Raw genomic sequence first — 12,846 nt, 5'->3', positions numbered from 1 at the left:
CTATATAATACCATACAATTTATCCCAATAAAGAAAACTAAGCATGCCAGTTTTGGTACTGACAAGCTTAGTTTGTAAAGAACATCCGCTATGGGAAAAATCCATGTCTAATCCCGATGAGATTTAAGATTAGCCTTTTCAATTGAACAGGTATAACAACCTTGCTCGTTCAGTTGAAACTCTACCAAATCATTACCTGACCGCAGCTTCCCGCGCTTACCAGACTTTCCATAAAAGTTAGCGTGAATCAATCTGCCCCCCTGCTCCCACCTTAGATCAACTGTATAACCGCCTTTGGCTCTTAGTCCTTTCACATAACCACTTTCCCAAACATCCGGAAGCGCGGGGAGCAGATCCATACAGCCTTCGAACTCACTTTGAAGGAGCATCTCCGCAATCCCTGCGGTCAGCCCGAAGTTGCCATCAATTTGAAATGGAGGATGAACGTTGAACAAATTATCAAATGTCAACTCTTCCAGCGTCCCTCGCAACAGCTTATACGCACGATTACCATCCTGAAGCCGACTCCACAGATTCACTTTCCAGGCCCTGCTCCACCCCGTTCCTTGATCACCTCGGCAATTCAAAACAACCTCGGCACCTTCAGCCAGCTCGGGCGTTCGAGTTGGTGAGATCAGAGAAGCAGGATGCAGTCCAAATAACTGTGAAACATGACGATGCTGATCCTCCGGGTCGTCCCAGTCGTGTTCCCACTCTTGGATTTGCCCATAACGCCCCAGACGAACCGGAGCCACCTTCGGCAAAGCACGTTCCAACTCCGCTCTGAATTCGTCATGGATGCCAAGAATATCGCAAGCTTTCAAACAGTTGCGAAACAAGCTCTCCACAATTCGATGATCCATCTCGCAGCCGTCGCTTACCGTACAGATCTGTCCGTTAACAACAAACTCATTCTCAGGCGAAGTGGAGGGCGAGGAAACCAAATGCCCTTCTTCGTTCTCCGTCAAATAGTCGAGGTAGAACTCAGCGCTCTCCTTCATGATCGGATATGCGGTTTCAACCAAGTACGCTCGATCCAGGTTAAAGCAGTATACCTGCCAAACATCTTCGCATAACCAACCTGCACCGCCGATGAAAAGCCCGTTTACAGCGGCAGCATATGGCTGCGTGAAGCCCCAGATGTCAGATTTCTTGGCTGTAAACCAGCCACCGGCATTGAAAAATGCCTTCGCGGATAGCCTGCCGCTTGGCCGCAAGCGGTCAATGAAATCGATCATAGGGGCATGACATTCAGCAAGATTGGTCGATTCGGCATGCCAATAATTCATATTGAAATTAATGTTGTAACAGAACATCGAGCCCCACATCGGGTTGTTGCTATTGTTCCATATCCCTTGCAGGTTTGCGGGCAAGTTGCCAGGACGTGAACTGCTTATCAGTAAGTAACGACCGTATTGAAAAAGAAGCGATTCAAGCCCGACATCGTGCTCTCCCTCTCGATACCGTCGCAAACGCTCGTCCGTTGGTAAGTGGTCTTTGTCCAGCCCATCAATCTTTAACTCGACCCTTCTATACAGTTGTTGATAATCTATTACGTGAGCTCCAAGCAGATCATGGAACGATTTCTCTCCAGCTTGATCTAGAAAAGACCGATTAAATGACGTATAATCCTTGCCACGGAATGACTCCTGACTTGCATCGTAATCCGTTGCAGCGCTGAGCAGCAGCATGACTTCGTCAGCTTCACGAATCAATAAAGCGTCATTAATCGCCTCGATTGTGCCTCCCTTAGTCGCAACACGAATCTGTGCTTCATACGCCAAATTCGTCATGCTCCCGTTCATGGTCATTCGAGATTCTGCCTGATCGTAAGAAATTATCGCTCCTGCCTGCGCACTCACCAAATGTACTTTCATGTTTAAGGCATTCGGCTTGCTGCAGCGAAAACGCATGACCATGACGTTATCCGGGCAACTGGAGAAATATTCACGATAAAACTCCTGCTCCTCACACCGATAGCTAACGCGAGCAAGCGCCTCATCAAGATCAAGCTCCCTGAGATAATCGGTTACTTTCCCTTCAGGATGTTCCATCTCTACGAGAACTTCGCCAAAATTTTGATACATCCCAAAATCGCTTTCATCCCCATAAGACACTGGCTTCAAAAACTTTCTTTCCACATGCCGATGAGCCGCCACATACTGTTTAAGCTTTAAATATTCCCTAATTTGATTAAGTTCCTGATAGGGGGTGCCTTCTATTTGAACAGGCCGCCCCGTAAAGAGCGTCTCTTCATTAAACTGAATACGTTCACGTTCAATCCCGCCGAATACCATTCCCCCTAATCTCCCGTTGCCAATGGGAAGAGCATGCTCTTCCCAAAGCTCAGCAGGCTGTCGATACCAGATCTTGTTCATCTTACTAACCTCCATTGGTTATTTAAGCTTCACCTTTATTTCAAGATCCCATTTTCCTTCAATTGCTTGTTTGCCTGATCAACAAGCAACGTATACTTGAAAGTCTTTTCCAATGTTTGAATAAATTTGTCATAATCATTTAAATTTGATTTCCCGTATTCAAACTTCAAAAATTCTTCTTCAATATAACGCCGAACGTCAGCTGCCTGGAAACCCTCTGGCAGATCTATGAATCCGTTTAAAATGGTAATACGGGGAAGTTCAACACTTTTCTTTATCCAATCTGCAGATGCCGGGAATTTAGTAGACAAATATTGCTGTTCTGGACGGCCCACGAATTGGTAGATCCATGAATACGATGTCTCTGTTGCCTTATCCGTTAAAGTAATTTTGTCGCCATCTTGTGTATAGTGCCGAGCTTTAACACCGAACTGTACTAAATTCGAGCCTTCTCCTTTGGATGTGTAGCTCAACAATTTGAAGATCGCGTCCAGCTTCTCAGGGCTTTTAGCAAGTGTTGCTGGCAGTGCAACATATTGGGAAGCTGCTCCCGCATCAACAATACCGGCTTGTCCACCAAGTGGACTTCGCAAATTTTCAATGAGCACCCATTCCGCATTCGGATTAGCCGCTTTGATTTTAGTAAGATTATCCCCTCTCACAAGACCCCAATTGTTGTATATAATTCCGGCTTTACCTTGATATACCTTATTCATCGCATCAGCCGTTTTTGCACTTGTCGCATCAGGATCTACAACATTCGCAGCGATTAACTTCTGAATATAGGCAAGCGCTTGTTTCGTATTTGGATCATAGAGAGAATTTATCAACTTCCCATCCCTTAGATAGAAGCCCCCTGGCAGAGGTACGCTCGGTCCACCTGCTGTAGCAGAGTTGACTGTGCCGAACAATGTAAATACGCCATTGAATACAGTGCTGGCGTCACCCGTAATGCCATACGTATCTTTTTTTCCATTTCCATCAGGATCGTTCTCTGTGAATGCCTTCGCTACGTTAAAAAACTCATCTGGGGTTGTAGGTTGCTTCAGCCCCAGCTTGTCCAACCAATCCTTGCGAATCCAGTATGCTTCGACAAAGAGATTTGGTTTCAGTGTAAAGCCGAGCTGCTTCCCATTAACCACACTTTTCTTAAAATTCTCCTCACCAAGCACAGACTTAACATCCTTCAGCTTGTCTAAATAAGGTGCCAGATCCAAGAGCAATCCGTTTTTGGCAAATTCCTGATACTGAATTTTGTCTAGGTACATCAGGTCAGGCAGCGAATTCGATGCAGCTCTAACATTCATTTGAGCCTTATAATCTTCTTGATTCGCACCGGAACTTACCTTTAGATTAAGGCCGAGCTTCTCATCCAACGTTTTCTTTAGAAAATCATCTTCGGGAATTTTCACCCCCCAGCCGTTAATTGAGGTTTCAATAGTAACTGGTCCCGTTGACTTGGTGGCAGCAGCGCTCACTGCCGGTGTCGGGGAAGTCGCTGGAGACTTGCTCGTGCAGCCGTTTAACACACTACTTAACAATAGTACAGATAGGATAGAAAGCTTAACATTTCTTTTCAAATTTACCCCTTCTTTCTTGTTCATATTTCTTACACTATTAAATTATCAATTTCATTTTGCAATTGGAATGAACAAATATGTGATTTTCATAGAACAAAAAGGTTATCCTTTCAACGAACCCATGAGCATCCCTTTCATAAAATGTTTCTGAATGAACGGATACACAGCAATAATTGGCGCACTCGAAACAACAACAGCAGCCATATTGAGTGTCATTGTTGGCACAACGATTTCTATACTCATATTCGGAATAGAAGCTGCGGTAATAATATTTCGAACAATGACTTGAAGCGGATACAGCTTTGTATCGGTTATATACATAATGGCACTGAAGAACAGGTTCCACTGAGTGACTGCATAAAATAAGCCGATGGTTAACAGCGAAGGAACGGAAAGTGGAAGAACGATTTGCCAAAGCACGCGATTCTCTTTGGCACCGTCGATTCTAGCGGATTCAAAGATCTCCTCCGGAATAGCTTCCATAAAACTCTTCATAAGCAAAATATTAAAAGCTGTCAAAGCATTGGGAATCATCATAGCCCATACGGAATTCAGTAAGCCCAAATTTTGAACAACGAAATAGGTGGGGATTAACCCCCCATTAAACAACATGGTAAACACCACATACAGGAGAAAAAAAGATCGAAGCTTCAGTTTCTTCCGGCTAAGCGGATAAGCCATGAGTACAGTAAGCAATGTAGAAATTAGGGTACCGCCAACCGTGATAATGAGACTGATACGGAATGATCTCGGTATCGCATCATCGTTGAATAACGTTTTGTATGCCTCAAAATCAATTTTTGTTGGAAATATCATATAGCCGCCATGCTTAAGCACTTCCGTGTAAGGTGTAAGAGATACGGATATGACATACAAGAGCGGGAACAGAAATACCACGCACAAGATCAGCATTACTGCATAAATGAATATATCGATCATCCTGTCCGCATTCCCTCTTACCATATGCTCCCCTCCCATCGTTTGGCGCATTGATTCGCGATAAGAATAAGTACAAGGCCAATGACGGACTTAAATAATCCAACTGCTGTTGCGACACTGTAATTCATCTGTTCAAGACCTACCCGGAACACCCAGGTATCAATAATGTCCGCTACATCATATACTTTAACATTGTACATAATATAAATTTGCTCGAAACCTGCATCCATAATCGTACCGAGCTTAAGCAACAGCATCAAAATAATGAGATTGCGAATCGATGGCAAGGTTACATGCCAGATTAAGCGCAGCCGACCTGCGCCATCGATCCTGGCAGCCTCGAAAAGCGTTGGATCAATGGCGGACATGGCCGCCAAATAAATAATTGCCCCCCACCCCAAGTCTTTCCAAATATCTGAAGCAATAAGTACACTTCTAAACCATTCCGTTGAGCTTAGAAATGGGATTTTCCTGTCTAGCAGAGATTGCAGCCAATCGTTAAACAAACCGGAGCTTTCAGAAAGCAGCGCCATGCAGATACCATAAATAATCACCCATGACAAGAAATGAGGCATATAGCTAATCGTTTGCACCCACCGCTTCAACACGACATTGCGGCACTCATACAATAAAACAGCAAAGAGGATTGCAGGGATCATGCCGAAAAGCAATTTGTACATACTTATCAAAAAAGTGTTTGAGAGTAATTGCGTAAAGTATGGCGATTCGTAAAAAGAAGCAAAATGCTTATACCATGGGTTTGCCCAAGGGCTATCAATAATCCCCTTCAAAATATTATAATCCTTGAATGCGATTGAGGCGCCATACATGGGGATGTACTTAAATATAAAGAACCAGGCCAGCCCTGGCAGCAACATGAAGTACCACGACTTGGTCTGCCAAATCTCTCGCATCCAACACTGGAAACTGCTTAGTTTTCGTGTCATTGTTTCCATTCCTTCCTTATATGTTTAAATTTCTTCTCTACCTCCACTATACCCAGTGCAAAGGAGGGCAACAATGAACGAAAGGATGCACTTCATAGAACAAATTCATACTCATAGAGTATGAATCATGCACGCGTTCTCGCCCAGCTCGATGCCATCCACCCATTCGTACGATTCGCTGCCAAGCGCACAAAGAAGCCTACCCGCAGCACGCAGGTAAGCTCCTTCACATGGTAAAATGCATCTCTTCTTTCATTTTCCTTGATGTCGAAAACGGCTATTCTAAGATTTTCTGAGCAATGAACTTAAGATCCTCGATATCGATGTTACCATCGTGATTGACATCCGCTGCGTTCACTTGCTCCCAGTCGGCTCTAGTTGTATTTTTGCCATGAAGGTGAAGTCCACCAATTCGTTGAAAAAAGGTACAGTCTCTTCAACTTTCTTGAAAGACTGTACCTTTCTCTAAGAAACGAACTTTTTCAGTGGCCTCGTTCTACCTTGGCCGCCTTCGCTTAGTCACTAACCCATTAACGCTTCTATATAGGGCTTACGATAACGTCGTCATACGAATTGATGCTTTTGTAGGTATGCAGACCAACTAAGCCTGAGGTTAAGCTAGCGTCTGTAGTGGAGCATACCGTGATAAAGCCGCTTCCGCTGTCCACCTGTAAGCTTAAGGCGTTACCGTTCAGTACGGCTCGTACGGTGTATTCCGTATTCAGACTATACGAGAAAGGTGAGCTACTATTCAATAATGTCCAAGCACCGGCCTTCTTTTTCCAAATACTCCATTTCCCTGACGCTTGGCTGTAACCGAATCTGTAGAAGTTGTTGATGTCCGTGTAGCGGGCTACAATAGACACAGAGCCGTCTGAAGACATGGCGGAAGATTTCACCCTGGTCTGCAAGCTAATATTTGACCTAGCTTGTCCGGAAGTTACGATGGAGTCGTCCGAAGGGGCGCTGCCCTGATAACGTGGCGTTCCGTCATTGACAATCGTCCAGTTCGCAGCCGGGCCTAAAGCAACGTTCCAACCTCCCGCGTCTCCATCGTTGAAATTGTCGCTTAAAAATGGCACGGAATACGTAATGCCGGCTCCGTTGTATGCCCCGCGGTTCGGCGCATCCGACGCGGATACACTGTTGCCCCAGTAGTCCTTGCCGCCGTTACTTGCCATTAATACGCCGGAATTCAATGCCGGGGAACCTGCTTTCAGCAAGTAGCCGTCCACTGTATGCCGATCCAGCGCCGTTCCCGGATTTGCCAACAACGGATCAGAGGTTAGTTTGTGCGGGTCGGCTGGTTCGCTTGTAGGGTGGTTGCCGTAAAACAGATTGTAGTCAAACTTCGTATTGGTGCCGCCTAAGAATGTATATCCGCCGGAACCGTGATTGACAATGATGTTGTTATAATACTCGGTTTTGTCAGGATAACCGCTCCAACTGCTCTGCCGGATCATTGTTGTACTTAACCCGGGTCTTAAGTAGATCGTATTATTATAAACTTTTGTATTCAACAAGGGTCCGGATACGTGAAAGACACGCTCCAGATCGTTCTGGCTGATGTTGTACCGGACTATGCCGTTGGTAGTGGTTTTGCCAACTGCTCCATCGGAGCATATCAGAACAAAGCCGCCTTCATTATCATGGCTATAGTTGTATTGGATAATGGTGCCGTCCTGAGCATAGTCGATATCGAAACCTTGCCCGTCATTCGTATTTGCGTCGCAAAAGCTTCGTTATATTGAATAATGGTACCGTCGGCGTTCCAAGCCCAGATTCCGGCGTTGAACAGACCCAAATTATTGGAATTGGCATAACTGTTTACATTGTATTCGATTAAAGCATTCACGGCGGTAGTAACCAAAATACCGTCTCCGAACGTTAACTTAACCGAATTGTTTCTGACAACAACGTTCGTCCAGGCAGAGTAGGCGCCAGAGCCGGTGCTGGCGCCGGGACGGATGCGCCATAGCGAATGCGTAACAATACCCGAGCGGGAAACGTCCTCCACCCGGTTGCCTTCGATCAGCACATCGTTGAATCTGGTCGATACCAAAGTGCCCATCGCGCGAACGGCGATGCCTCCCAAATATTTATTTTGCCCGTCGTGCCCGCCACGCACCTCATGCACATAGTTGTTCAAGATTTTGATGGAGTTCAACGTGCCGAAGTCGGTAGCCTCTACCAAAATACCGGCAATGCCGTCAACCATTGTGTCGCTTTTGTTCGTGACCTCCAGATTCTGAATGACCATATACTCCTGGTTATTCAAATATACCGCGCCGCCGATCAGACCGCCCCCTTGAATGAGCGGTTTGCTTCCAGTACCGTACTGATCGATCGTAATGGGATTGCCAGCAGTCCCTGACCCTTTGGGGTACAATTGGCCTGTCCATACGCCTCCCGCTTTCAATAAAATCCGATCGCCCGGCATAAACACCTTACTGTTGACTTTACTCAAGCTTTGCCAAGCGGTTGCGTTGCTCAGACCGTCGTTGCTGTCCGAGCCGTTGACTGCGTCCACGTAGTAAGAGTTACCTGCCGCATGAGCCATCTGGAAATTCCCACCAAGAATAGCAACAAACAGCATGCAGAAAATCAGAGCCAGATAGCTTTTCCGTATAAGTCTCAACATTGAAATTCCTCTCCTTGTTTTAAAATAATCGTACAAGCTTTTTTCGAAAACCTTATTTGTAATCGCTTTCAATTGTCTTCCCTTGAACAATTTCCTTGCTTTTCCCTTGATATGTCCCTTATACTCTTTCTCAATCTAGAGTGAACTGACGATACGATGAGGTCAATTCTACCTTGGCCGCCTTCGCTTGGTCACTAACCCATTGATTCAATTTTTGTTCGATGATGGCAGATTTTACGACATCCCGTACTTCTTCCAGCGGTTTATCCCCTCCATGGATTCGTTCCGCCAGTTGAATAATTTGCAAAGAATCACGTTCCTCCCAAATATCGCTAACTTCACCTTCTCTTAAACCCTGTAGAAGCTTTAAAAAGCCTTCGTCATCGATTCCAGGTTCCATAATCTTGCGGGGATTAAACATTCCTTTCTCTACTTCTCCGGAGTCATTGTAGGCTTGTGCCACCAGTTCAAACGCTTTCCCTTTACTGATCACCTCCTTGGCATTCTGTGCTTTCTTGTACGCTTCTTGCCGATCATCGAGAGGGAGCGTGATTTTGTTAAAGCTGTACATGTCGGGCTGATGAAACATGGTAGCAACGTTTGCTTCATAGTAGGCTTGAATCTCCTCATCGTTTGGATTCCAGGAGGAATCGGAAGCCAGCTTCTGAATGGTTTGCAGCTTTAAATTTGACATCCAGTACTCGTAATAAGCGGCTTCTTCGTATTGAACCGGTCCATAAATAGGTTCTTTGTTTTTGATCGCTTCCTCTCTGCGCATATTTTCCTTTTGAAACTGAACAGCAAAATCGGAATAATCAATTTTATCAACCAAATCATTTTCTCTGGCCAATAACTGAATAATCTTCGCCACTATCGCTTCCTTTAATGCCGTTTGCTTCAAATACTCCTGTGGAGTCCCTCCTTCTCCGTAGCTTGTGTTCCAAAAATCTTTGCCATACTGCGCTCTGTATTTCTCCACAAAGGTCTGAATGACGCCGGAACGCAATTTTTGTGCAAACAAACGGAATTCGCCGATTTGGAGAGGAGCCCCGTTCACTGTTGCAATGGGGACAGTTGGATTGCCATTTGCGGGAGTCGTATGGACGCCGCACCCCGTAACCATAAAAATTCCGCATATACAAAGCAAGAGGAACAATTGGCGAAAATGAGCAGAAGGGGGCTTCATCGGATGTATACTCTCCTTTCATTTGCATCATACTCGTTTCATGTGAGCAGCAACGCATTTAATAACTGCACTGCATTAACGAATCTCACTAAAACTTCGATTTTAGTAAGCGCTTTCTAAATTGAAAGTAAAAAGAAAACAATTAATCAAATTACTTTCGCTGTTTCACTTTGATATTAACCATACCCGAGATCCCCCCCTCCAAATTAATAAATTGCTTTGTAAGTCTACCTCCACTATACCCAGTGCTAAGGAAGGCAACAATGAACAAAAGGGTGCACTTAATAGAATAAAATCATACTTTACGAAAGCTGATTGACGTAACGAATGTCCTCAATGGCATGCGGCTCCTGGAATTCATCGAAGCCTTCGCTGCCCCAGCAGCACTCGCAACCGGTCATGTCAGCGGCCATGGTATCCCCCATACAGTTAATGAAAATATCCCCTGCAATGCGATGTTCTGTCTCCGCAATGCAGGGGATACGCGGCGTTACGGCCTTGATCGTTCTGCCGTCCGATTTTTCCACCAGTAATAAGCTAACATATGTCTAAAGAAACATGCGACTCAACTCTTCGAAATTTCGATTACAAAAAGCTTCGCCTGATGCTGTCGCAACTGGACACTTATTTTTTCTGAAACGATACTTTTAGTAACTTGCCTAGCCGCATCACGCGTAACATCTTACTTCATAAATCGCAGCTGAAGGATCCCCATTGGTCGCATCAATTACAACTCGCAGTTTGGAGGTAAGAACACTTTCATCAAGCTGATGGCGAACATGCCGTTGATAATTGCCTTTCGCGCTGATTACATCCCGCCACTCGTCACCGACATAGGCTTGTACTCGGTAATCTTTGGCGCATTGCGGATCACGGTAGAATGGACCGTAAGCATGATATTCCCGAATCAAATGACCTGGGAACGTAATTTCAACAGTTCTAATGATTTGTGATTTCTCCCAAGCAAGTTGAACCCATTGAGATAGCGGCAGTGCAGGATCCGATTTCCATAAGTTCGTGTATTGATACGGTCGTGTCACACCACTAATTACGTTCGATGCACCGTACACAGATTGGGCAGGTGATATGAGATAACTCATCGTTACACCACGATCAACCCTACGCATCCGTCCTTTGCCCATTTCAAAAGCAGATACGTGGCCAGTAATAATGGAGCCAGCTTCATGCCAAGTAATATGAGGATGGGCGTCCAACTCCAATCTGACATAGCTTTGAGCTTTTAATCCGTCTTGCGGACCCAGGTCTGCTTTCCACTTCACCCACTGGCGTCCACCTGGCGGTACAGTAAGTAAGGCAGAGCTAATGAATCCATTCTCAGGTTCCATCCGATAATCCCAGATATGATCGACGTTCACTAGCGCTGCACGTATTTGTTGAGGCTCATCCGAATGATTCGTCAAGCAAACAGACAACGATTCGATTTCCGGAGATGCAATGGCTATCCATTGCCCACGCCGATTTCTTAAAGGCTCTTTGGGGTCTGTTTCGGGTTCGTTCCATTCCAACAGTCCTGGCAATCGATCTAGTGTTTCTGGACCTGCACCTTTCAGCAGCATTTCGCTGCTCGCAGTGATAACTGCTTGACGCGCAATATCTCCTTGGTGTTCGTTGACAACATTCGGTAGAAAACAACCGTCGCGCAGCAAGTTCTGCTGAACTTCTTTTATCGCTTTTGTCGGCACTTCCTTAATTGAAAGTCCGTTCTTTAAAGCAATTGCAGCGGAAGTACCTGCAGCTTGACCCATAAGTGCCGTTGTCGCCATGACGCGTACCGTACCTAATGCTGCATGGGTAACGCTCACGTTACGACCTGCCATCATTAGATTATCCACGTCTTTCGCGAGTAAAATGCGCAGCGGAATGCCATATGGTCCGCAGTAGCTTTTAATTGCATAGTCACTTGTCTCGCTATAGCCTTCAGCACTGGCTGGTTCACTTGTTGGCGCCAGCAATCCACCTGGTGTGTGCAGATCAAGAAACCAACCGCCATAGGCAATTTCGTCTTCAAACACGGTTCTATTTATCGGATCGTGCTCCGTCATGAAATATTCGCCCATAATACGGCGGCTTTCACGTTTACCTGGTACTTGACCCACCCAGTCGAGGGCATAATTGGCTGCTAATTCCTTCGTTTTCGGATCCTTATTTTTGATCCAATCCCAAATTCCCAAGGTATGGCGGGTTAATTCGTGACGAATATCCTCGGAATCATAAATTGTATGCCAAGGTACCCCGATCTCAATCCACCAGTATCCACCTCGGATATCATACGTATGTCTGCCTTGATCATAGAAAAAGCTTGGATCTTCATGCTTTACTGCCCAATCTGGCGCTTCGAAAGGTACGGGACGCCCCATATTCACCGTTTTAAAATGAATCGAGTTCCCCATCGTATCTCCACTTGCTGTTTCGGGAGCATGCGGTTCACCAAACTCATCGCGACCCTCGGAACCCATTCGCCATTCACAGCCAGCCCAATCCGCCACAACGCCGTCACCCGTGCAATCTATAAAAATATCACCTGAAACTTCAATTTCTGTTTCAGCATTAGCGACACGAACAAGTAATGATTTAATCTTTTGGTCACCATCTTTGACAACAGCTTGAACAGAAGTGTTTAAGTGAAATGACAAGTTAGGCGTTTTCATGGCCATATCATACATAGTTAAATCCCAAACGCTATTCGTCCATCCGTTCTCGAAAATCTCTTCGTGATTTCGTGCTCTTTCCTCTATTAGCAACTCAGAAAGAATGCCTGTTTCTCTAGCGTACGCATGAAAATTAGCTGCACCATGAGGGGTAACGCGTACTTCAGATGAGCTATTACCTCCAAAAACAGGTCTATCCTGAATCAAACATGTTTGCGCACCATGACGAGCAGCAGCAACAGCTGCACAAAAGCCAGCAAGTCCTCCACCAGCCACGACGACTTGATATTTTTCTGATGTCTTCTTCAATGCTTCCTCTCCATTCAAAGATATTTGTTGAAGAAATTATAGCGTTCTGCTTATACACCTACTATAGCCCCTCAGTATTTCGTCAACAATTAACAAAACATTGTATTTAATAGAACAAATTCATACAAAAAATCCGTGATGATTTATCATGGGAGTAGCGTCAAGACGTGCAAAAAGCCAGCAAACACAAGTGTTTG

General features: G+C 45.2%; 10 protein-coding genes. All 10 read right to left on the bottom strand.

Annotated elements, in window-relative coordinates:
* Positions 1-107: 107 nt before the first annotated feature.
* Complete coding sequence (locus LOZ80_RS36510; RefSeq protein WP_238169064.1) at positions 108-2,378, bottom strand: glycoside hydrolase family 95 protein; 2,271 nt, start codon at positions 2,376-2,378, stop codon at positions 108-110.
* Positions 2,379-2,413: 35 nt separating this feature from the next.
* A complete protein-coding gene (locus tag LOZ80_RS36505; RefSeq protein ID WP_238169063.1) occupies positions 2,414-3,958 on the bottom strand; it encodes a type 2 periplasmic-binding domain-containing protein in 1,545 nt (514 codons plus the stop codon).
* Between the two features lie 102 nt (positions 3,959-4,060).
* Positions 4,061-4,921, bottom strand: a complete 861-nt coding sequence (locus LOZ80_RS36500; protein ID WP_238169062.1) for a carbohydrate ABC transporter permease — start codon at positions 4,919-4,921, stop codon at positions 4,061-4,063.
* On the bottom strand, positions 4,915-5,844 hold the full coding sequence (locus LOZ80_RS36495; protein ID WP_238169061.1) for an ABC transporter permease: 930 nt from the start codon (positions 5,842-5,844) through the stop codon (positions 4,915-4,917). Before LOZ80_RS36495 ends, LOZ80_RS36500 begins: the two co-directional genes overlap by 7 nt.
* A gap of 277 nt (positions 5,845-6,121) precedes the next feature.
* Positions 6,122-6,256 carry a dockerin type I domain-containing protein gene (locus tag LOZ80_RS39635; RefSeq protein ID WP_443147095.1) on the bottom strand — a complete coding sequence of 45 codons (135 nt, stop codon included), beginning with the start codon at positions 6,254-6,256 and terminating at the stop codon, positions 6,122-6,124.
* Positions 6,257-6,383: 127 nt separating this feature from the next.
* Positions 6,384-7,367, bottom strand: coding sequence for a hypothetical protein (locus LOZ80_RS36490; RefSeq protein WP_238169060.1), 984 nt, complete (start codon positions 7,365-7,367; stop codon positions 6,384-6,386).
* Positions 7,368-7,468: 101 nt separating this feature from the next.
* Positions 7,469-8,485 carry a right-handed parallel beta-helix repeat-containing protein gene (locus LOZ80_RS36485; RefSeq protein WP_238169059.1) on the bottom strand — a complete coding sequence of 339 codons (1,017 nt, stop codon included), beginning with the start codon at positions 8,483-8,485 and terminating at the stop codon, positions 7,469-7,471.
* Between the two features lie 130 nt (positions 8,486-8,615).
* Entirely contained in the window at positions 8,616-9,671 is a 1,056-nt protein-coding gene (locus LOZ80_RS36480) for a peptidyl-prolyl cis-trans isomerase (protein ID WP_238169058.1), read from the bottom strand.
* Positions 9,672-9,973: 302 nt separating this feature from the next.
* Positions 9,974-10,198 (bottom strand): hypothetical protein, encoded by a 225-nt coding sequence (locus LOZ80_RS36475; protein ID WP_238169057.1) that lies wholly within the window; start codon positions 10,196-10,198, stop codon positions 9,974-9,976.
* A gap of 141 nt (positions 10,199-10,339) precedes the next feature.
* A complete protein-coding gene (locus LOZ80_RS36470) occupies positions 10,340-12,649 on the bottom strand; it encodes an FAD-dependent oxidoreductase (RefSeq protein ID WP_238169056.1) in 2,310 nt (769 codons plus the stop codon).
* Between the last annotated feature and the right edge of the window lie 197 nt (positions 12,650-12,846).

It is taken from the genome of Paenibacillus sp. HWE-109, from assembly GCF_022163125.1.
GTDB lineage: Bacteria > Bacillota > Bacilli > Paenibacillales > NBRC-103111 > Paenibacillus_E.
Note: the sequence above shows the minus strand (reverse complement) of the source record. Positions and strands in the feature narration are given on the sequence as shown.